This window comes from Nostoc sp. PA-18-2419 (assembly GCF_005869855.1).
Classification (GTDB): domain Bacteria; phylum Cyanobacteriota; class Cyanobacteriia; order Cyanobacteriales; family Nostocaceae; genus Nostoc.
This window is the reverse complement of record NZ_SZNH01000059.1, coordinates 1-21,376: the sequence shown is the minus strand read 5'-3', so window position 1 is coordinate 21,376 and position 21,376 is coordinate 1. Positions and strand designations below refer to the sequence as shown.

At 36.9% G+C, this 21,376-nt stretch carries 14 protein-coding genes and 8 pseudogenes; 10 read left to right on the top strand and 12 right to left on the bottom strand.

What is annotated here, in order from left to right; all coding sequences use genetic code 11:
- Positions 1-459 precede the first annotated feature (459 nt).
- Entirely contained in the window at positions 460-1,653 is a 1,194-nt protein-coding gene (locus tag FCR06_RS30310; protein WP_138506415.1) for a glycosyltransferase, read from the bottom strand.
- A 67-nt stretch (positions 1,654-1,720) separates the two neighbouring features.
- Here FCR06_RS30310 and FCR06_RS30305 point away from each other — a divergent pair.
- Positions 1,721-1,963: pseudogene (locus FCR06_RS30305) on the top strand (IS701 family transposase); the annotation flags it as partial.
- Positions 1,964-2,087: 124 nt separating this feature from the next.
- On the opposite strand, the gene FCR06_RS30300 reads toward FCR06_RS30305, so the two are convergent.
- From FCR06_RS30300 to FCR06_RS30260, 8 genes and pseudogenes are all read right to left on the bottom strand, one after another.
- A complete protein-coding gene (locus FCR06_RS30300) occupies positions 2,088-3,269 on the bottom strand; it encodes a glycosyltransferase family 4 protein (protein WP_138506414.1) in 1,182 nt (393 codons plus the stop codon).
- 21 nt (positions 3,270-3,290) lie between these two features.
- Complete coding sequence (locus tag FCR06_RS30295; protein WP_138506412.1) at positions 3,291-4,610, bottom strand: oligosaccharide repeat unit polymerase; 1,320 nt, start codon at positions 4,608-4,610, stop codon at positions 3,291-3,293.
- Positions 4,597-5,835 (bottom strand): glycosyltransferase family 4 protein, encoded by a 1,239-nt coding sequence (locus FCR06_RS30290; RefSeq protein WP_138506410.1) that lies wholly within the window; start codon positions 5,833-5,835, stop codon positions 4,597-4,599. The genes FCR06_RS30295 and FCR06_RS30290 overlap by 14 nt, the downstream gene beginning before the upstream one ends.
- Positions 5,836-5,971: 136 nt before the next feature.
- Positions 5,972-7,135, bottom strand: a complete 1,164-nt coding sequence (locus FCR06_RS30285) for an acyltransferase family protein (protein WP_138506408.1) — start codon at positions 7,133-7,135, stop codon at positions 5,972-5,974.
- A 515-nt stretch (positions 7,136-7,650) separates the two neighbouring features.
- A pseudogene (locus FCR06_RS30275) lies at positions 7,651-7,839 on the bottom strand (ABC transporter permease); the annotation flags it as partial.
- A gap of 49 nt (positions 7,840-7,888) precedes the next feature.
- Positions 7,889-8,317 (bottom strand): hypothetical protein, encoded by a 429-nt coding sequence (locus tag FCR06_RS30270; RefSeq protein WP_138506406.1) that lies wholly within the window; start codon positions 8,315-8,317, stop codon positions 7,889-7,891.
- Between the two features lie 128 nt (positions 8,318-8,445).
- Complete coding sequence (locus FCR06_RS30265) at positions 8,446-9,795, bottom strand: glycosyltransferase family 4 protein (RefSeq protein ID WP_138506404.1); 1,350 nt, start codon at positions 9,793-9,795, stop codon at positions 8,446-8,448.
- A 178-nt stretch (positions 9,796-9,973) separates the two neighbouring features.
- Positions 9,974-10,186 (bottom strand): annotated as a pseudogene (locus FCR06_RS30260) (transposase); the annotation flags it as partial.
- An 88-nt stretch (positions 10,187-10,274) separates the two neighbouring features.
- On the opposite strand from FCR06_RS30260, the pseudogene FCR06_RS30255 reads away from it, so the two are divergent.
- Positions 10,275-11,056: pseudogene (locus FCR06_RS30255) on the top strand (IS5 family transposase).
- Positions 11,057-11,137: 81 nt separating this feature from the next.
- On the opposite strand, the pseudogene FCR06_RS30250 reads toward FCR06_RS30255, so the two are convergent.
- Positions 11,138-11,251 (bottom strand): annotated as a pseudogene (locus tag FCR06_RS30250) (IS5/IS1182 family transposase); the annotation flags it as partial.
- Between the two features lie 142 nt (positions 11,252-11,393).
- Positions 11,394-11,575 (bottom strand): annotated as a pseudogene (locus tag FCR06_RS30245) (transposase); the annotation flags it as partial.
- A 425-nt stretch (positions 11,576-12,000) separates the two neighbouring features.
- On the opposite strand from FCR06_RS30245, the gene FCR06_RS30240 reads away from it, so the two are divergent.
- From FCR06_RS30240 to FCR06_RS30210, 7 genes are all read left to right on the top strand, one after another.
- Positions 12,001-14,175 carry a GumC family protein gene (locus FCR06_RS30240; RefSeq protein ID WP_138506402.1) on the top strand — a complete coding sequence of 725 codons (2,175 nt, stop codon included), beginning with the start codon at positions 12,001-12,003 and terminating at the stop codon, positions 14,173-14,175.
- A gap of 430 nt (positions 14,176-14,605) precedes the next feature.
- Complete coding sequence (locus FCR06_RS30235; protein WP_138506400.1) at positions 14,606-15,349, top strand: FkbM family methyltransferase; 744 nt, start codon at positions 14,606-14,608, stop codon at positions 15,347-15,349.
- Positions 15,350-15,383: 34 nt separating this feature from the next.
- Positions 15,384-16,523: a hypothetical protein gene (locus tag FCR06_RS30230; RefSeq protein ID WP_138506398.1), complete on the top strand. Its 1,140-nt coding sequence runs from the start codon at positions 15,384-15,386 to the stop codon at positions 16,521-16,523.
- Positions 16,523-17,551, top strand: a complete 1,029-nt coding sequence (locus tag FCR06_RS30225) for a glycosyltransferase (RefSeq protein ID WP_189523634.1) — start codon at positions 16,523-16,525, stop codon at positions 17,549-17,551. The genes FCR06_RS30230 and FCR06_RS30225 overlap by 1 nt, the downstream gene beginning before the upstream one ends.
- The gene (locus FCR06_RS30220; protein ID WP_138506394.1) at positions 17,551-18,708 is read left to right on the top strand and encodes a glycosyltransferase family 4 protein; all 1,158 of its coding nucleotides are present in this window, start codon (positions 17,551-17,553) and stop codon (positions 18,706-18,708) included. Before FCR06_RS30225 ends, FCR06_RS30220 begins: the two co-directional genes overlap by 1 nt.
- Positions 18,709-18,923: 215 nt before the next feature.
- Positions 18,924-19,670 carry a class I SAM-dependent methyltransferase gene (locus tag FCR06_RS30215; protein WP_138506392.1) on the top strand — a complete coding sequence of 249 codons (747 nt, stop codon included), beginning with the start codon at positions 18,924-18,926 and terminating at the stop codon, positions 19,668-19,670.
- A gap of 201 nt (positions 19,671-19,871) precedes the next feature.
- On the top strand, positions 19,872-20,327 hold the full coding sequence (locus FCR06_RS30210) for an acyltransferase (RefSeq protein ID WP_223280359.1): 456 nt from the start codon (positions 19,872-19,874) through the stop codon (positions 20,325-20,327).
- Between the two features lie 60 nt (positions 20,328-20,387).
- Here FCR06_RS30210 and FCR06_RS30205 read toward each other — a convergent pair.
- Positions 20,388-21,062: pseudogene (locus FCR06_RS30205) on the bottom strand (transposase); the annotation flags it as partial.
- Between the two features lie 163 nt (positions 21,063-21,225).
- Between FCR06_RS30205 and FCR06_RS30200 the strand changes: the two are divergent.
- A pseudogene (locus tag FCR06_RS30200) lies at positions 21,226-21,376 on the top strand (IS5/IS1182 family transposase); the annotation flags it as partial.

Here is a 21,376-nt window from a genome sequence, read left to right as displayed (position 1 = left end):
TGTAATTCTATCTTTAATTCGTTCATCAAGCCTATATCTGCTTAATAAATTTTATACCTTAATTTTAGTTTTAACTAATTATTTGCTATAATTAAGACTAAGTAATTAACATTAGTCGCTTTACTTCTTTTTTTTAAATCCTTAAATAGCTTGCTAGTAATCTTTTTGAGATATCTCATCAAGATAAATTGTCCTATCAATCAGTATAGCAACGGACAATAAAGTCACTTTGTACTTAAATATAATTTTTAGCGATCGCACCTTTTTTGCCCAACCTCACCAAATCGCGTTGCTCCCCTCTTGCCGTGATACTATCTCTGAGAGTGCGATCGCTTGCAGACGCTGACTTATCATTGTCTTCTCTTACACCTGTTCTACCAGCCGTATTCTCTCTTAGTTTTGTTCAAAAATCAAATAGTAATCCTATAAAACGGTATACTTTAGCAAGTCTAAATTTTTTCACTTGAGTATATCTAGAAATTCYGGCAAAGGTTTTTTGTTAACCACAGATTTATAAACCTGAATCAACTTGTCAGCAGCACGATCCCAGGTATAGTTTTGGAAAATGAACTCACAGGCGCGATCGCCCATTTCTTTCGCCTGCTGAGGATTACTTAAGCACTCAATCAAAGCATTAGCGATAGCGTTGACATTAATCTCAACAATATGGGCAGCTTCAGCCTTGGCAGCTTCAGGGAAGTTGCAACCATGAGTAATTATACAGGGTAATCCTGAAGCCATACCTTCTAAGATGGACATGCTGAAACCTTCTGAATAAGAAGGAGCAACATACAAATTTGCAGCAGCTAAAGCAGCATATTTTAATGCTCCACTCACCATACCAGTAAAGGTAACAGCATTTAGACAACCTGCCTGCAAAAAGTAGCTCTGAGCTTTGTCGATAAATCCGATATTATCTGGACCTGCTACAACTAGATGTGTGTGAGGAAACTGGTCATGGACTTTGGCAAAAGCAGGAGCTAATAGATCTAAACCTTTTTTAGGGTCGATACGACCAAGAAACAAAATTAGAGTTTTACCTGTAGTCTCTGGAAACTGCTGATAAAAAATCTTTGGATTTGGGAGTGTTTCAAATTCATGACGATGAATTCCATTAGGAATAAAAACAGTATTTTTAAATTCGAGATAGTTGATATTCTTTAGTTCTAAAATAGACGTAGCTTGGATAGCGCTAGAATTTTTTATCGCTAGATTTTCAAAGAAATTATAGTAAATTCTTTTTTTCCATGCTTTGTAGGATAGTGCCCAAGGTTCTAACATCCCATGAGGAGTTACAATGTAAGGAATTTTGAAATATTTACATATTGAGTGAGCGACTGAAATCATCGGAGCAAAAACTGTTTGACTATGAACTATATCATAATTCTTTACATTCTTAAATAGCCAGTTAATTAAAGATGGACTAATTATAAAATCATCTTGATACCAGGAATAAAAATACTGCACTCGATGGTTTTTATCATTAATCCATTCATTCAGTAGTACGTCTAAATTTTTAGAACCATTAGCATGTGTTGTGACCAGATCGACACTAACACCTAGATGACCAATTCCTCTTACTAGCTCTGTGACAATTTTCGATGTTCCACCATAAGTTGCTCCGATATAAGGAGCAATAAATAAAATTTTCATAGCTAAATTAACAGGACTTACGCAACTAGCACAATTAGTCTCAGTGTAACGAATAAAAGAATACTAAGTTCGAGATAAAAAGAGCTTAATACAACATTTGATTTTGGTATTCTGTGCCTATACTTTTATTCTTTTGCATTAACTAACAGGAGGCTTAAGACGTAGGTGAGCGAACAAATCTTTAAACACATTTACTGAAGCTTTAGAAGCCTTCAGAACAGCTATATCTTTTCGATTTTTTGATCGGCTAACCATGAATCGTGACGTGTTTGCTGGGAATATCGTCAGTTTAGGCTTCATTTGGGCTTAATTTTTGTCTAAGTCCCGTTATGTGCTTAGTTTAATTAAATTGTTGTGTGGCAGGGTGTAGCCCCGTCCGCTATTTGTACCAGTTGCGTAAGTCCTGATTAATATAAAATTTTTGAATTGGGATTTTATTTGAATATTATTCCTATATCAACAGCTTTTAAAAGACCATCAGCAAAGTTTTGAGGAGCATAATTATCTACAATCTTTTTGCTGAAGTATCCCATTTTGCTTCTAGAGTCTAAATCCATTTGATGGATAGTTAACAAAGCACGAGTCATATCTTCCCTACTTTGTGGATCGAATAACAGACCATTTTTGCCATTGTCAACAAGTTCATATGCAGCTCCCACAGTATGGCTGCATAGAACTGGCAACCCAGCGGCACAAGCTTCGTTCAACACTAAGCCCCATTGCTCTTGCAACGCAGGATGCACAAAAGCATTTGCCAAGCCATACCAATCTCCAATTGCTTGGTAAGTAATAAAACCAGGTAAATGAACGCAATTTGATAATTTTTGCTCAACAATTAGATTGCAGATCGAAAATTCTTCTTCTCCACTACCACAAATTACAAGATCCCAAGCTTGTTCATCTCCAATTTTTTGGCGATAAGTAGCAAAGGCTTCTACAAGCCGAAATAGGTTTTTACGTTTGATTAAACGGGTAACAACGAGAAAATAAGGTTTAGCTGGAATTTTTGGTTGTCTGTGTCTAGCTTTAACAGGATCGAGTCTTGCTATCTCTGCTTGCTGAGTGAAATAATCATTGTCAACTGCATCGTAACCGAGAAAAATCCGCTCCTGGGGCAAGCCTAACTTAATCAGATAATCACGATGTAGTTTACCACCCACAAGGGCAGCATCATATTTTCTGACGTAAAGCCAAGATTTCAACTGCTCTTTCCACCACTGGCGCTTTTCGTCATCCCATTTACTTTCACTCATGACAATGGTAGGAACCTTGTGTTTTTGACACCAGGTAAGTGCAGCACGAGATATCGGAAATCCCCATCCAGGAATAGCAAGAATATCTGGTTTTAGAGCATTTAAACAAGAGGGTATTAAAGATGCTGCAACAGTAGATTCTTGAGTTCGAGGAGTTAAGGAAGATGTTGTCGCTATTGGCAACAAAGTTTTTAGAGGAAATGTAATTTCTTGCTCTACATTACCCCAAGGATGTTCTTTAGTATTATCTGTAATTTGAATTACGCTGAGTTTCCAGCCTTTTTGCTGACAGGCTGTGTAGACAGTACGCAATCGTGCTGCGTGATAACCTCCAATATTGTAAAAAATTACAACTATATGCATAGCTATTAATGTTTATAATTTTTAAACTGAGTTGTTCAAATAAAAATGACGTGTTAATAGATAACTCGGTCTAAAATATTTTTGTTTTATCCAGAGAAGCAAAAAACATGGCCAAAAAGCCATGCCAAACCAAGCATAAATTCCAGGCAAGTCTCCGCCACGTAAAAGGGGTATTAAGCAAGCACATAAAATTGCCCGAACTAGAATACTGGCAAAGGGATGAATTCTTGTAGTATATCGGACTATAGAAGCAAATATTTTCCCATAAACAATTGAAAAAAATATAATTCCTATAATTCCACCCTCTGCATAAAATGAACCTAATAATGATGGTGAAATTCCGAGAGTTCCTTTGCTTTGATTAATAGTGATATTAAGTTTATTCATATAACCACCGACTGGCTTTTCCGGCCACAAAGCTCTAGGAATAGGACGCATCAAAATTTCTAAGTGCTCCATACCCCAAGAGAAGTCTAAACGTTCGGGGTACACTTGCTGTATCATCACAAAACCATCAAGCATATTGGCATCTTCAGCACTAAATGCCCGCTCCAAGGCTGCCTGATTGACTGCATCTTCTGCTAATGTTGTGTTTCGCATCGCACCAGCCACTGCAAAAATGCTAATAGCCAAGATAGCAATAATAGTAAAAATAATCAAACGAGTTTTTGGTCGATAGGAAGACGACAAAACGATCGCACTGGCGAGCATCCATCCTAAAAACTGGAAGCGACTGTTAGGACTAAAGGTGTAATAAGACACACCCACCAAAATAGAAAAAGCCATGATTTTAGTGCGAATTGACGAAAACCCGCCAAATTTCCATACACAAAGGATTAAAGTAGCAATCCCTACTAAAACCATTGGAAACAAGTATAAGTAACCACTAACATCAAAAGCTAAGGATTGTCCTGCTGCTAGTTGTGCACCTACCTGAGCGCGAATGTACAAGACTATAGGTAGGCAAATTAAGCCAAAATTAATGACTTTAGGAGACAGCCACTGTAAAAAGGGGCGATCGCTAATAGGTTTAATAACTGGCAGAAATTGCTTTTGGCAGAACATATAAGCTCCTATTAAGCAAATTTCTCCCAAAACCATGTAATTTAAGGCAATGAGAGCCGCTTCTGTTGTGATGGAATTAAAGCCACCTAATTTACCAAGACTTACCCACTTACCAAAGCCGCTAGTGACTGCCCAATATCGGTAGGAGCTAATGTAAAATAAGAAACCGCCAATCAATAACGGCAGTTCGTCATTTCGCCACAACATCCAAATCCCACTAAAAACGATCAGTCCAATTTGGATGAAAGCTAAATCGGGAAATTCAAACAACGGCATAAGGTAGAGCTAAAAGAGATTGCTGCAATTGTGACAGGCTAAAACAAGAAGTATCAGTGGATTGTTTGGCGAAGGCTTTTAATTGCCAAGGATTATTCAAGCAAAACTTGAGAGCTTGGGCGATCGCTTGCCCACTCACTTCGGGTAAAATCAATCCGTTAACTTGATTTTTTATTACCTCACCACAAAATCTGGAAGTAATAATTGGCATTTTCCAAGCTTGCGCTTCTAACTGGGTAAGTCCAAAACCATCAGAAAGGGTGGGAAACAGCAAAACATCTGCCTGCTGATAGTAGATAGCTGTACTACTTCTAGAAACTGAACCAATCCACTGTAGTTTATCGTGAGATGGCTGGGATATAGAAATGCCTTGAGAACCAACTAGCCAAAATTCTATAGGCCGATCTCTGAGAAGTTCAGCAGCTTCTATTAGTGCTGCAAGACCTTTTCGCAAAATCACTTGTCCCAAAAACAGCACCCTCAGAGGACGTTCATTTGAGAAAACAGTGGGGTAAGTTCGCACAAAATTATCCGCTTGTTTGGGTGGTTGATATGCAAGGGGAATAATATCAATTTTATACTTAGGGATACCTGCTTTCTGTAAGGCTTCGCTCGACCAGAGCGAGTTAACTACAATTGTGTCAGCCAATGAACATTCTTCTTGCCATCTAGTCCAATAGTAAGATGGTGCTGGTTGCCAGTTCGATTGATAAGTAGGATGTCTGGCGTGTTCTGCCATAACCAACTTTTCCTCGAATGGCCCTGGATCGATTTGACCAAGGATAGTGCGCCAACCTTTAGCCTTGGCATAGCGGAACAGTTTTAAAGCGGCGTAACTGTAGGCAAAAAAGGTAGGAGGAGAATTGAGACTAGAGAGTTGGGCGTCAAGCTTGTATAATAACTGAGTTGCATTTTCTTGGAACCAATCATTGTGGGCAACGATTTGTTCCCATCCAGTCTTTTTTTGAATTTTTTGAGCTATTTCAAAGTGAATCAACGAACTATTAAAGGCGTGAACAGACGCTGGGGCTAAATCTGCATGGAATCTTTCTCGTAGATTAACTAACAAAGGTTTAGGTAGTCTATTTAGTATAGAATGAGGCGGAAGCCATGTGTCTGTAATAAAGTGGGCTAATTGTCCAGCCTTATGTAGGGATCGGGGAATGGCATAATGCTCACGCGCTCCCAGTTGGTAACAAATCCAAGATGAAAGTTTTTTAATCATATAGCAAGGGACTGGCTAATAGAGACTGAGTGAAAAGTCGTTTAGTCTATAAGTTTTATTATCTTTTAAAGTTATAATTACTAAAGCTTTTACTATATATAAAATATTATTTTTTAAATAATTATCCCCTCAAGAGTTAGCCATTTATCTTCAATCTGGAGTGCAGAAAATGACGTTCACATCCTAAGAACAAAATATGGCAAACCAATAAAGTGAATAATCCTCCCCCAAGGGCTAAGAATCCATATACTGGACGACCATCTAAAACTTTAAAAGCCCATGCACTAATAAATGTAATAATAGGGAAATGACAAATATAAATAGTATAAGATTCTATGCCTAGAATCTCAAAATATTTATGAAAAGGATGTTTACAAATTGATAATGGTAAACTTATTATTAATAGAACTAAAGTAGAACCTAGTACAGCATAAACCAAAATCAGTAATAGTGATGCTAGAGTGAAATGTGTAGTGATAAAAGCGACTATTAACAATAAGCTGTTAATCCAAATATATTTTTTTGTAAAAATTAACTTTTTTTGAGATCCAATTTCTGCTATTAATGCACCACTTAACCATATTGGATAATGAATTAAAACTTGAGTAGCAAAACTTGGTATGAATAATAATTGTCCTAAAACTGCAACAACTACTCCTGCACCATAAGCAGCCAATGCTCCTAAATAACGAAGCTTCAACCACAAAGGATAAAGTAGATAGTAGATAACTTCATAAGCCAGAGACCAAAGAGGGCCATTACTGCCAAAGTCTTTTCCCATGCTACTAGGTAACATGAATAGTGCAGGAAGGATAGAAGTTACAGAAAATTCTTTTTTAAGAAAGTTTTGATCGAGTAAAAGATCGCCAGTTAAGGAAGTGTAAAGTGTGGGATATAAAAAACGACCCACTAAATCTAAAATAGTTGTTAAAGCAAGAGCAAGAATGTAAGGAGGTACTAAGCGGTGGCAGCGACGACGGAAGAAGTTTATGACATTTAACTGAAAAGTTTTGCTTTGAGCTAACTCCTTAGACACCCTTAAATGAATAAAAAGACCGCTGAGAACAAAGAAAATTATTACAGCTTCATGCCCATATCGTAAGCTTGCAGAAGCAGAAACCAAAATTTCTGCATACCAAGAGTGGGGATATTGAGACCATCCACTATTGCCTATCCAAAGAAGCCAACGACAATGTCCAGCTAATACATAAATAGCTAAAAAGCCACGTAAGGCATTAAGGCTTCGGAGATTTAGAGATAAAATATGCTTTGGAAATTCTAGTTTTTGTAATTCTGTCATAGGAGTTTTTTAGAATTAGAGTAAAGCTCATAACTCAAGCAAGAATCGAATAATATATTCTCTTGAAGAAGTAAGTGTTGATGGATGGGTAGTGATGCATAGTAATGATTTAGCTTTGGAAATTAGCATTATAATGATGAATATTAATTCCTTATTATGGTGGACCATCAGCATTAGAAGCACCCTATATTTACAGAAGTCAAGCAAAAAATAGTACTTACTCTTTTTATGCTTATCCTACTGTCTATGTAATTAAAAAGGATAAGCGACTTACCTTAGCTATTAAAGCTGTTCAACAAGAAAACACTTTAGTTGCAATTATCACGTATCTTTTAGCAATGATTGAGCCTTGAAACTTAAGAATTGAGCGATTGTATTTAGATAGAAAGTTTTTTTGTGTTCCAGTAATTCGTTGGTTACAAATTTTAGATATTCCTTTTGAAATGCCAGCTATCATTCGCGGCAAACATGGAGGAACTAAACAATTAATTAGAGGTAGGCGAAGCTAGAAAACCTGTTAAAAACGGACAAACCAGTGCCCAAGCAATACCGATCACAGTTTGATTATACCGCACCAAAATGTCACGCCAAGCAAGAAAATAAAATAATTCTCTATAGCGCCATATATCTTTCCAATATTGCTGGTCTGTATGTCCAGCTTCAATCACTAACTCCTGTTGGGAGACAATTTTTGGACAACTCATAGTTCTTGATTGAAGATTAATATGTTTAACAAAATGGTACTAATAATACTTAACTTACAAACTGGCAACCTTTAAGACCTTGATAACCAACCTGTTTAGCGCTCTTACGCGTAAACTCTCCAACAGAAGGGTTCCCCAGAGAATCAATCACTCCGGTAACTTGCTCCCATAGTTCTTGTGGTGCTACCAAAATTTCATAACTACGATCGCCACACTTGCGAATGTGATACCAAGTTGTTTGCTGACACTCTTCAGACCAAAAAGCTTCTAACCATTCACCTTCTATAGGTACTGCGGTTTGAGTTGCTACTAACATCAACGCATTCCGCCGACTCATCCCTCGTTGCTGTAATTGACCTGCTTGGTCAGCAAACATTTTATACTTTTGACTGACGCTATGGATATAACAACTATCAATATGGCAATAAATAGCGCGTCGTTTGGAACGTTTCCGATTTTGGTCACACCTTCTGTGCAATTTCACCTCCTAATATAAACAAAAACTACGAGCAAGGAAGGCTACGTTGAAGGGACTGAGATCTATAAGACCATCGAAGCCCAACTCCTAAAAAATCCAGCAAAAATATTCAATTAATCCTGACCTGCTTACTTTATATCGCTTTGAGGTATAGTTTTTACCTCATCAGAGAATAAGGCCTTCTCTAAAACACTTAAGTACTGTTGAGAAATAACTTTAGGTGTGAAATGCGATCGCAAATACTGACGACCAGCTTTGCCCATCTGCTCTCCTATTTGGGGATCTCGATTCAGAAAGCGAATAAATTGCGCTAGACCTTGACCATCTCCATTGTTGAATGTCCCACCACAGTTGGCTGAGGCTATCATTTCTTTAAGATATGAAGTCTCGGAGCAAATTACTGCTATTGGTCGCCCAGAGGCTAAAGCTGAATATAGTTTGCTAGGAACAATTAAACCCTCTGTAGTTGCATCTACACTCACTAGTGATAGATCGCAAGCTGTTAAGGAATAAGGTAACACCTGCTTTTCTTGATAAGGTAGAAACGTAAAATTGTTTAGCCCTAACCGATTTACTCGGGTGATTAATTCATCGCGTTTGGTACCACCACCAATACAGACAAACTTAATTGACTCATCTTGCAGTTGCTTTGCAGCTTCCAATATAGTGTCAATATCGTGACAGCGCCCCATATTGCCAGAATAGAGTACGGTAAATTTGTGAACTAGGCTATATTTCCAAGCAAACCAGTTTTCTCGCTTGGCAATCGGTACGATCTCTTCTGGGTTAGCCCAACTGTGAATTATAGAAATTTTCTTAGCTACTTCCTGACAATGCACTACTACGTGTTGTTTCATCGCGGGGCTAAGTACTATAATTCCCTTGGCTTTTAACCAAACCTGTTTGTTAATCCCACGCCACAAGCGCACTAACCAATTACCTTTTGAAATTACGCCTAGTGCGATCGCTATATCAGGATATAAGTCATATAATACGCATACATAGGGCAATCGAAACAATAAATAACCTAGATATCCGATAATTGGCAAAAATGGGGGAGCAGTAGTTACTAGTAATATATTCTTGTAACGCCAAGCTTTGAGCAGATAGAGCGTAGCGCGTAATGTATATAGAACGCCATTAACCGCTTTTCCACGAATCCTTCCCGGCCAAAGTTGGGCAGTACGCGATCGCTGAATTCGGATTTGGTCAGCCCATTCAACTGCTGAGGCCGTATGAGATCTAAATGCATATCCTGGCTGACTTGTAAATACTTCAATATCTACCCCTCGCTTCCCTAACTGTTTGACTAGTTCTTCGAGCAACTGCCCTGTTGCTGCATAATCCGGGGGAAAAAATTGCGTAACTACAGACAATTTAATTGATTTTTGAGTTTTTATAGTAGATTTATTCTTTGTATTTAACTGACTAGAAATGGATTGCAAAAAACTTTGATTAATCCATTTATTAAGTCTCATAGGCTGTGTCCTTGTTAGGAAAATAAAGATTTTGGTTTATTTAAATACTTGCTTAAATAAACCAAAATATTAATTTTTATTCAATTGACTGACTAAATAAATGTTTATATTACAGCCAAGTTCAATCAATAAATTAGGTTTCAGAATTATACTAGGAGACCATTTATAAAGTAAATCTTTAAACAACAAGACGACGTAACATAGATCCAAGTCATGACAGTATATATAGCCGCTTCACTCATTTGGTGGTAGACGTTCATAATCCATAGAGAGACAATGGTACTGGTTAAACCAACCAAATCTTCTTTCGACAACAAGCGCGTTTGGGCAAAATCTGAAATTCTTGTTCGGTACGCCGTATGACTTCAACGTGAGCTTGGATCATCAGCCAAAAGAGGATGTCTGAAAAGTAAGAAAGCCCACGTAACGGTATCCTGTCAGTAGAAAAAATACTTAAGTATGACAGCGTTACGAGAGCCATGAATCCATCGTACCCAAGTAATATGACTTCGGAGCAGTGGGAACTGCTATCAGGACTGATTCCTGCGCCAAAAACTGGAGGTCGAAAACGTAGTGTCGATATGGAGGCGATCGTTAACGCAATCTTGTACATCTTGTGTGCGGGTTGTGCATGGCGAATGCTACCAAATGATTTTCCCAAGTGGAAAACTGTATACCATTACTTTCGACAATGGCGAAAAGATGGAACATGGCAGGCAATTCACGAGCGRTTGCGCTTGTGGGTACGTGTAAGCCAAAATCGGGAACCATCGCCATCTGAGATGATTATGGATAGCCAAACAGTTGAAACAGGAACGATGGTCTCAAAAGATGTCGGCTTCGATGCAGGTAAGAAAATTAAAGGACGTAAGCGGCACAYAATCATTGATACCTTGGGCTTGGTTATTGTTGTGGTAATCACAGCCGCTTCGGTAAGTGAGCAACCGGGCGCAAAACAAGCTCTATCAAAGCTTCATCAAATACGCCATCGCATCGGGAGATTAATTCGGATTTGGGTTGATGGTGGCTATCGCGGTCAAGATTTTACGCACTGGGTGATGGATGTTTATCGCTGGCTGTGGAGCGTTGTTACACGCTCTGAAGAACAGAAGGGTTTTGTTGTTCTTCCTAAACGGTGGTTGGTTGAAAGAACTTTTGGTTGGTTCAATTGGTCTCGCAGACTAGTAAAGACTATGAGATTTTACCTGAAACGACAGAGGCTTTTATTTACGTTGCAATGATTCGCTTAATGTTAAAGTAACTTGCGTGATTAAAATTACCTATCTAAAACTTTTCAGACATCCTCTAACAGTTCCATTCAAGCGTAAGTAGCTAGTACTCATTGTGGAGCATTCGCTTCACTGACAATGACTTTCAATAACAGTCCTAAGCTATCAACCAGATTCTGCCGCTTTCGACCTTTTACCTTCTTGCCACCATCAAAGCCGTACAGATCCCACTACATATCAGTTAAATCTGTGTAATAAAACTTTCATGCTATGAACAACTATGTAAATAGACTGTGTATAATAATATATTTTATCGTTTCTATAACTCCTTGATTCTCGTTTTTAAATTTACTTTATAAATAGCCTCTAAGCTGTTACTGCTACTATACCATTCTCAATTTTGCTTAAGTTACTAATATACTGCCGTTTCATATAGCCTGTAGTACGACCTTGTTTTGGGTCTTCAGTCTTATCAACTATTAAAATAAGTGAGGCTCATTTAATACTCCTAGCATTAGTTCTAATCTTCGCTTCTTTAATAATTCTACTGAGGATTAACAATCAAATTTTTATAAGTCATAATCTATCTGTAGTCAGATATAAAATTTGATTGTTACGATATGATATTTCAAGAAGAAATCAAGTAATTTATAAAAACTTTATATTTATCAAATATATTTAAATCTTTACTAAATTCACGTTTTATCACTTAACAAGTAGCTAAGTAAATAAATCGGCATTAATATTTATTGTTAAAATGAAAATTTTAGGATAGTTTAGTTTTATTATGTCAATCTCGTTATATATAAGATTATCAACTCTGTATTAAAGAATAAATATGAAAATTAAATCATAAGTTTATCGAATTAATATTTTATCTAGACTTGGTTATTGCTTAAAGAAACTACCTTACTGAGGCTTTTACAACCCTTTCTATTTAATCTTGCCCAGTGTATTATTGAATACCGAGTACATTATGGAAAATTCTTCTCAATCCTTCAGTTCTGATAATAGTAATAATTCTGTACCTCCATTTCCTCAAAATCAACTTGTTTCTGAAATAACCGAACAAGGAGATGACAGAAACTTTCAAGAATTTTTAAGTCTTTTACAGCGACGAGCGCGAGTCATGGCAAGTGTAACGCTTGCTATGATGACAATCGTGGTAATTAACTTGGTGCTCAATTGTAAACCCCCACAGTATAAAGGCAGTTTTCAACTCTTAGTAGAACCTGTAAATGATGACACTAAGCCTGTGGATGTTGTCAAAGACAGTAACTCACAGATATCAAGTTTAGATTATGAAAGCCAAATCCAGATTCTTAAAAGTCCTGAACTGTTAAGAAGTACTCTTAAACTGTTACAGCCTTCCTATCCAGATATTAACTATTATTCTTTTTTGAAATCTCTAAATATTACTCGCTTAGGTGAGACGAAGATAATACAAGTTAGCTACCAAAGTGCCAATCAAAAGCAAACTCAAGTTGTACTAGAACGAATTGCTGGAAATTACTTAGATTACAGCCAGGTCAGGAGACAAACTAAGTTACGTCAAGGGCTTCAGTTTGTTGAAAAACAACTACCATTAAGACAGAATCGAGTAGATCAATTTCAAAAAGAGTTGCAAGTTTTTCGACAAAGATATAATTTTAATGACCCCGAAACCCAAGGGACACAAATTACTTCAGAAACTATTGAATTATCTCAAAAAAGACAAGCAATTGACATACAGTTAGCTCAAGCTCGTGCTAATTCGGCTATCCTAAAAGAAAAAAATGGAGCAATGACAACGTTAAATAGTACTCCTTTATATCAACAATTGATTAATCAAATACGCGAATTTGATGTTCAGATTGCTACAGAATCAACTCGTCTACAGGAAAATAACCCAACTATCCAAACATTGAAAGAGAAACGAGATAGTCTTTTACCTTTATTAGGTCAAGAGACACAGCGCTTATTGAGTGTAAAGTTTGCAGAAATAGCGATACAACTTCAGATCTTAGAAGTACAAAGCCAAGAACTCACTGTAATAGAACAGAAACTTGCACAACGACGCAATCAACTGCCAATTTTAACACGACAGTACACCGAATTACAGCGTAAATTACAATTTGCAAATGAGAGTTTAAATCGGTTTTTATTAACACGTGAAAATCTCCAAATTCAAATATCTCAATCTGAGCTTGGTTGGCAATTACTTCAAGCACCAACTACGCCAGAGATTCCTCTTTCTTCCTCTAATAACCAACGCAATTTTATCTTAGGATTAGTTGCAAGTATCCTTTCAGGAATTGGTACGGTTTTACTGATAGAAAAGTTAGATAATACTTACCATACTGCTGATGAGCTGAAAACAAAACTCAAGCAGCCATTGTTAGGAAATATTCCTTTTAAAAAGCAAGTTAAAACTAAGCAAAACCGCACTTATAATCAAAATATTCCCTTAGTAAATATACCGAATTATTTTTCTCAAAAAATTGCTGAGTTGGGTATTTTACCAGATCGAGAATATGGCGACTCTTCTACTAAATTTTTAGAAGCTATACGGGTACTTTATACTAATATTCAACTACTCACTTCTGATTGCCCAATTCGCTCTATAGTTATTAGTTCAGCTATGCCTGGTGATGGTAAATCTACAGTTGCCCTCCATCTAGCTCAAATAGCTACAGCAATGGGGCAACGAGTCCTACTTGTAGATGCTAATCTTCGTAAACCCACAATTCATGATTTATCAAATTTAAATAATTTATGGGGATTAAGTAATTTAATTTCTACAAACTTGCCAGTGGGAGAAGTAATGCGACAACTACCTTCTATGAACCAATTATCTGTAATCACAGCTGGACCAATACCACCCGATCCCACAAAGTTGCTCTCATCTCAAAAAATGAGGCAACTAATGGCAGATTTTCATAATAGTTTTGATCTAGTGATTTATGATGTCCCTCCCTTAGTAGGATTAGCTGATGCTAGCTTGATAGTACCCCACACTGATGGGCTTTTGATAGTAGTCAGGATTCATAAAACAGATTCCTCAATGCTAAAAGTAGCTTTAGATAACTTGAAAATTTCTCGGTTGAATATATTAGGTATAGTTGGTAATGCTCAGAAAAGGGTTGTGTTGCAAAAACTAGGGCTGATCTAGTGTGCAATTGCTGGGAAGGAAACTCCTAGACGCTGTGGTACTAATGTTGTAAGAACCTATCCCACTAATCTCCAAATATGATAGCCTATTTCTGAATTGAGAAGGACAAGCGATGGCAGGACGTTTCGAGGAGTTAAGCGATCTGGAATGGAAATAATGTTCCAGATATTTTTCAAAATCTAGCTAAAAAAAGCGTTTTCATTACTCTCCACTCAGAAAAAATATATGGAATACTCAATTTATATAGGCCTATTGAGATAGGTTTGCATAGTAGACTAACAAGCTCAACTTACTTACATCCTTATTAAGCTTTCTATTCTACTGAATACCAGTATTAACTTATTTGGGATATAAGGTATGAGCCTGTAAATAGTTAGTCTGTAGGTGGTTATAAGATAAAAAATTCTAATTTTTTAAATTAACAAAAGCAATGATATCAAACTCAGTAAGGGATTTACTTTTCAAACTGCATTATCAGTTTAAAGGTGTTTCATTTAAGATTGGTGAACATACTATTTGCCTTGACGAGTCTTTGAGACGTTGGAATATAATGTCTGAATTAGCAGTTCAAGAGATGTTAAAAAAATACTTATGTATAGGTAATACATTCATTGATATTGGTGCAAATTTTGGACTGCATACACTGTATGCTGCCAAATTATTAGGCACCCAAGGTAATATATTTGCCTTTGAACCCGTTCCATCAAACTTAAAGTTACTACAAAAAAATATAGCTTTGACTGGTGTTAAGCAGCAAGTAAAAATTGTTCCTAAAGCTGTATCAAATTCATTTGAACCATTTTTACAATTTTACCTTCCTGTAAATGAAGTAGCTGTGACGGCTTCTCTCGCTCCGAAAGTGGGAAACTTTAAGCATATGCAAGTTGCAAATATCCGTTTAGATGATTATTGGCACGATATAGATTTACCGATTCAGTTAATCAAAATTGATGTAGAAGGGGCAGAATTAGAAGTATTGCGTGGTGCAGAAAAATTACTTAAGGAATGGAAGCCAAACTTACTAATTGAAGTTCATGGATTTGCTTTGCCTAATTTTGGTACTAGTGTAGAGGAATTTCGAGACTTTTTAACAAGCCTTGGTTATAAGGAAAAATTGTTGTCAGGAGAGCATTTCCTTAATGAGGAATATTTTCAAGCTATCTACTTACAGTAACTAGGGTAATCATCTATCTTTTAGGCAAGATTCTATGAGATTTGGTATTGTCGTAACCACTATTTATGATGGTGACTTCATCAATGACTATTATGACCACTTCCTCGCTAATGGTGTTCTAGAGAAAGTCAATTTCTACCTAGTGGGCGATTTATCAACGCCAGCCAGTTGCCGAGAGCAAGTGGAAAAGTACACAAAGCAGGGGCTACCTTGGTATTATTTGGGCCCAGAGGAGCAAATAGAGTTTCTCAAACCTTTTGCGAAACTTGCTACTGAAATTCCTTGGAAGACTGACAATCGCCGTAATGTTGGGTTTCTCATGGCTTATCGCGATCACTGCAATCCGATTATTGCCATTGATGACGATAATTATCCCCTAAAGGATTGGCCTTTTCTAGTAGGACATTCTGCGGTTGGTCAAGAAGTTTCTCTATTGACAGCAGTAGGACATAATAACTGGTTCAATTTATGTTCCATGATGGAGGTTGATTGTCCTTCTTTAGGAAGTGGAGAAACAGTTTACGCCAGAGGTTTTCCTTATCAACGTCGTCATTTTGCCTGTTCCCAAATTAATGCTGAAATTTCTACGGGAATTGTTGCTATTAATGCAGGTCTTTGGTCTGGCGACCCAGATGTTGATGCTGCAACTAGATTGGTAACTCGCTGTATTGCTAAAGAAAAATTTACTAGTGATTATTTACTAGCTCCAAATACTTTAATGCCCATTAATACCCAAAACACTGGAATTATTCGAGATGCTATCCCAGCTTACTATTATGTCAAAATGGGTCATCCAGTTGGGGGAATGAAACTAGATCGTTTTGGTGATATATTTAGTGGTTTCTTTGTGCAAAAGTGTGCCCAAGCAGCGGGGCATAGGATCAAAGTTGGCTCACCCGTTGTTGAGCATCGCCGCTCTGCTCATAACCTCTATGAAGACCTTTGGAATGAGTTGGCAGGTATGGTCGTCATTGATGATATGTTGCCTTTACTAGAAAGTCCATTGTCTCCTTCTAAAAACTATAGTGATGCGACAGTTGAATTGGCAGAGCGAATTGAGGAATGGTCAGCAAAGCAAGAAGGATTTCTCTGGGATGATTTCTTAAAAAATTATTTCAAAAATGTGGCTGAGAATATGAAGCTATGGGTAGAGGTATGTCGCCAATTAAACTAATGTTTACACTCGTTACTACTGTATTAAATGACCGGGAAGGATGTGCTGCTTTCTTTAACCAAATGGAAGTACAGACTTGTCTACCTGATGAAATTGTTATTGTAGATGCTGGGTCAAAAGATGATACTTGGGAATTCTTGCAAAACTACCAACCCAATCGACCTTATTCATTGAATGTTATTCAAGAAATTGGCTGTAATGTAGCTCGCGGTCGAAATTTAGCGATMGCCCAAGCAAAACACGAGATAATTGTTTCTACAGACATTGGTTGCAGTTGGGAACCCCAATGGTTGGAAGACTTAGCTAAACCTTTATTTGCTGATAGTCAACTAGAAGCAGTAATGGGTAGTTGGCAAGTTCGTCATCAAGACCTAAAAAGTAGTTGGGCAAGGTCTGAACATACCTTACTTAAGGGACTAAAATTTATTGCCAATCCCACCTCTCATGCTTCTTCACGCTCAATTGCCTATCGCAAGTCTTTATGGGAGAAAATTGGAGGGTATCCAGAAGATTTAACTTTAGCAGGGGATGACATGGTATTTTCTCTCCTGTTACATCAAACAACAAATCGTGTGACTTCTGCCCCCATCCCACGTTGTTACTGGGAGCGTCCTGTAACCTTGAAATCTTTTTGTAAAGAAGCTCGCCGTAACTTTCGTGGTAGTGGAGAGGCAGGTATTTGGTTAGATTATGGACTTCTGATAGGTGGGAGGCTGTTAGTAGAGCCTTTACTACTACTTATCGGTTTAGTCTGTTTAATTTTTGCTTTGCCAATTTGGATTGGGTCACTTTTCCTGATTGGTTTTCTACTTAGTATGAGTCTACGATTATGGCGATTAGCATCAACTATATGGTGTTTGAACAACACATATGAAAACTCAGATATATGGTTGCAGATTTTGGTGTTTGAATACCTAATTAAATTTTGGGGTGTAGTCGGCTATTGGGAAGGATTTTTGTCCGGATTGCAGCATTGTCAGGAATGCAGACACAGACTTCGTAGTTTAAAATTCAAAACGGTTGTCTGATGAAACTTCTCTACTACTCGCCAGCTAGCTACGGTGGTATCGCTGATTATGCCCATGAACAAGCCAATGCTTTAGTTGATTTGGGAGTAGATGTTATTTTACTGAGTACTTCTAAATACAGAACTGGTAGGAGAGAGAAATATAAAGTTGTTCCCATCTTGCAGGAAATAGCTTTGACTCAACCACTACCTCATAAACTTTTAAAAACCATTTATTCTAGTGTCGTAATTCTGAATAATTTTACTCAATTAGCTAATTTTATTGAAGAACATAATTTTCAATATGTTGTACTTGGTTCTTATGTAGAATATTTAGCACCTCTATGGTCTGGTCGCTTGAGGCATTTGGTAAAAAGAGGGGTTGTTTTTGCTGCGATCGTACACGATCCTGTGCGTGATTTTGTTGTCGGCCCTCTTTGGTGGCATCGTTGGTCTATTGCTTGTGGTTATTCGTTTCTTTCTCAAGCCTTTGTGCATGAATCTATTAACCTAGATACAGTTCGACTCATGCCTCAATTACAAACAACTGTGATTCCTCAGGGAATATATCGCTTTGCTGATGCAAATAAGTCACGCCAACAAATGCGAGTCAGTCTTGACCTGCCGCTTGATGCCAAAGTTATGCTAGCTTTTGGACATATAAGGGATAACAAAAATCTCGATCTCGTGATTCGGGCAATGGTTAATTTTCCCAATTTATATTTAATTGTAGCAGGCAAAGAACAGTCATTAGCGCAACGACCTATAGCTTTTTATCAAGAGTTAGCCAAAATATTAGGAGTTGCAGAACGGTGTCGGTGGGAAATACGATTTATTGCAGATACAGAAATTGGGAACTTTTTTGCAGCTAGTGATATTACTATATTGACTTACAGTAGTATTTTTCATTCTGCCAGTGCTGTTTTGAATACTGCTATTAATTATCGTCAAACTTGTCTTGCTTCATCTGGTGAAAGTTCTTTACGCTCTGTAATTCAGAAGTATGATTTAGGAATTTGGGTTGAACCAGATGATATTGATGCAATAAAAAATGGTATCACAAGGTGGTTAGAAAGTCCCCCAGTTCCCAAATTGGAAAAGTATTTTAAGGATAATTCTTGGGCATTGAACGCCAATTTATTAGTTAGTTCTCTACCGATATTTTTCACAAAGGTTTAAACTATTAGCCGAAAACGTTTATGCTACTTAAACTTGAAATAAAATACGACGTTCACATACTGTTGTAATTCGTACAGTGTCTAAAATGCTCAAATCCTAAGCTTGATAAAGGTTTGGTAATAGCGATACCTACGGCGGCAAGCTACGCACCACTTGTGATAAATACTGGTCTAGATATTAAAGCTTAATTTAATCACAGCTTAAAGGGAAAAACTATGTTATTAAAAGTGTTTAATTGTCAACTCCCTGAAACTTTTGAACTATTTACAGATAAAGTCATAGATCGTGGTTGGGTTGGGGAGATAGACAAAAATAGGCGCTGTATCCAAGGCGGTATTAGTCGAATGGAAGCCCGTACTTTAGCAGCAATTATTTTGAAATATAATTGCAAAAATAGTTTTGAGACTGGTGTAGCTCACGGTATTAGTACTTTAGCAATTACACAAGCTATTGTACACAATAATGGTTCCCACTATGGAATTGATCCTTATCAATTTTTAGAACATGAAGGTGTTGCTTTATCACTTTTAAGAGAATATAATTTACTATCTAATTTTACTTTATGTGAAGGACCAGCGCACTTAGAAGCTCCCAAGCTTTTCAGCTTACCAGAAAAGTTTGATTTCATCTTTATTGATGGTATGCATACTTTTGATTATAAATTTGTCGATTTTTTTTATGCCGATCATCTTCTAAAAATAGGTGGATTTTTAGTTTTTCATGATTTGTTATTACCTTCAGTAAAAAAGATTTTTCGATTAATCAAAAAATCATATAATTATAATTTTTTCACAACTAGCTATCTACAGCCTAGTATAGCTAGTAAAGTTAAATACACAGCAGTAGCTTTTATCAAGGGTAAATCATATTGGTATGATTGGCCTAATCATTTTTGTAATTTGCTAATTTTACAAAAAATTGCTAATACAGAGCGTTCTTGGAACTATTTTTATAATTTTTAAATCTATATAATTTTATAACTACTAACTTAGCTATAATTTTTAGAAATGGCTTTTAAATATGATATTTATTTCAACATCTTTTTTATATAGTAATTTAAACTTATCAATATTAAGATTATGCAAAATAAGCTGATTGTGGGTAGTATTCTCAGTCATTTCTACAATCACGTACTTACAAAATGTCCATTTTGTAATTTGAGAATGTCTTATCTGAAAACCTATTTAGCAGAGGTGGGAAAAGGTAGTTCTGTACAAATGAGATGTCAGTTTCTCAATGGCAGAAAAATTTATTTGGGCGATCGCAACATAATTAATTTCGGCTGTTTATTTGATGGTCGCCATTACCAGATTCGGATTGGCTGTGATGTCTCCATTGGCCCTGAAGCTTCAATTTTAACACTGGGACACGATCCGCAATCATCAAAATTTGCAGACAAGGGCGGAGATGTGATCATTGGCGATCGTTGTTGGATTGCCTATCGTGCAATTATCTTACCAGGAGTGAAAATTGGTGAAGGAGCTGTAGTCGGAGCCGGTTCAGTAGTGACAAAGGATATAGAACCATATACTGTGGTAGCTGGTAATCCAGCCCGATTCATCAAGAAGCGATCGCCCGACTTACATTACACCTTAAACTACCAACCGTGGCTAATGTAATTGAGCTACATACCCCTCTTCTGTCACTCTCCGAGATAAGCAAGTAGTAAATAAGTGAGATCATCCAGAAGCAAAAAACGGTTTAAACTGGTTCATGGCACAAATTAGATGATTAAATACTAGCAATAAATGAGAATTTGGGAAAATATCTAACCAAGGATAAATCAGCCAAGATAGTAAAAGAGGTTGGACAATTAAATGAAGATTATTAAGAGTATTCTTCCATCCCGAATCATGATTCCATTGTTGATGATGAGAAAAATCTACACAATTAGCACAACTAGTACCTGTCACCTCAGTTTCAATCTGAAAAGATTGATTTAAGGCTAACAAGGCTAGGTAATTTAAACTAATCATTGTGTAAACACAAAAAATAATTTCCCATCACTTCTCTATATGTTGAAAATTTGTTAAGCGATAATCTGTCCAGCCGAGTTCCTGTTTACATTGTCGAAACCCATATTCTACTCAGGTTCTTAATCCATATAAATCGCCTAAAGTTTTTTTGAGATTTCCTTGAAGATTCGTTATAACAAATGAAGTAGAATTCTCCGGGATGGTTTCTGGGTCAGTAGTTATTTCTCAGTAATTTATGGCTCTTCTTTTACCATAAATTATTTCCCTAATGTATCTAGTTTCTGATTTTTGGTTGCTAAACGTTTTCTCAAATTTACACCACTTATTCGCCCTAACGCTCTGCCCTGATGCAAGCCAGACTCCGTGATTACTTCTAATATCATGTCCTGTTAATTAGGGCTTGCTGAAAAAGAAAGAAAAGGTGACAGTCTGTAGAAGAAAAGACCATAGAAGTATATTCAGGTGCAAGGAAAGAAGGTAAAATAGCCCAAAATCCTTGCATCACAGTGGTCAGTTTCAACACGCTGTATCTGAAGTTACTATGTACCGAGAATCAGAATCAACTCCAATTCCACCAGAAAGTTTTGAACTGCCATTTGAGGGAAAGTTATCATCAGATAATCGTTGGGTGATCATGGCTGATTTAATACCCTGGAAAGAATTTGAGTCAGAATATTCTGCCAGATTTTCAA

Bases quoted from the DNA above. Each gene is read 5' to 3' on its own strand.
- FCR06_RS30215 (WP_138506392.1), top strand. From the start codon at position 18,924: ATGTTATTAAAAGTGTTTAATTGTCAACTCCCTGAAACTTTTGAACTA.
- FCR06_RS30235 (WP_138506400.1), top strand. From the start codon at position 14,606: ATGATATCAAACTCAGTAAGGGATTTACTTTTCAAACTGCATTATCAG.
- FCR06_RS30265 (WP_138506404.1), bottom strand. From the start codon at position 9,795: ATGAGACTTAATAAATGGATTAATCAAAGTTTTTTGCAATCCATTTCT.
- FCR06_RS30230 (WP_138506398.1), top strand. From the start codon at position 15,384: ATGAGATTTGGTATTGTCGTAACCACTATTTATGATGGTGACTTCATC.
- FCR06_RS30240 (WP_138506402.1), top strand. From the start codon at position 12,001: ATGGAAAATTCTTCTCAATCCTTCAGTTCTGATAATAGTAATAATTCT.
- FCR06_RS30285 (WP_138506408.1), bottom strand. From the start codon at position 7,135: ATGACAGAATTACAAAAACTAGAATTTCCAAAGCATATTTTATCTCTA.
- FCR06_RS30300 (WP_138506414.1), bottom strand. From the start codon at position 3,269: ATGCATATAGTTGTAATTTTTTACAATATTGGAGGTTATCACGCAGCA.
- FCR06_RS30210 (WP_223280359.1), top strand. From the start codon at position 19,872: ATGTCTTATCTGAAAACCTATTTAGCAGAGGTGGGAAAAGGTAGTTCT.
- FCR06_RS30295 (WP_138506412.1), bottom strand. From the start codon at position 4,610: ATGCCGTTGTTTGAATTTCCCGATTTAGCTTTCATCCAAATTGGACTG.
- FCR06_RS30220 (WP_138506394.1), top strand. From the start codon at position 17,551: ATGAAACTTCTCTACTACTCGCCAGCTAGCTACGGTGGTATCGCTGAT.
- FCR06_RS30290 (WP_138506410.1), bottom strand. From the start codon at position 5,835: ATGATTAAAAAACTTTCATCTTGGATTTGTTACCAACTGGGAGCGCGT.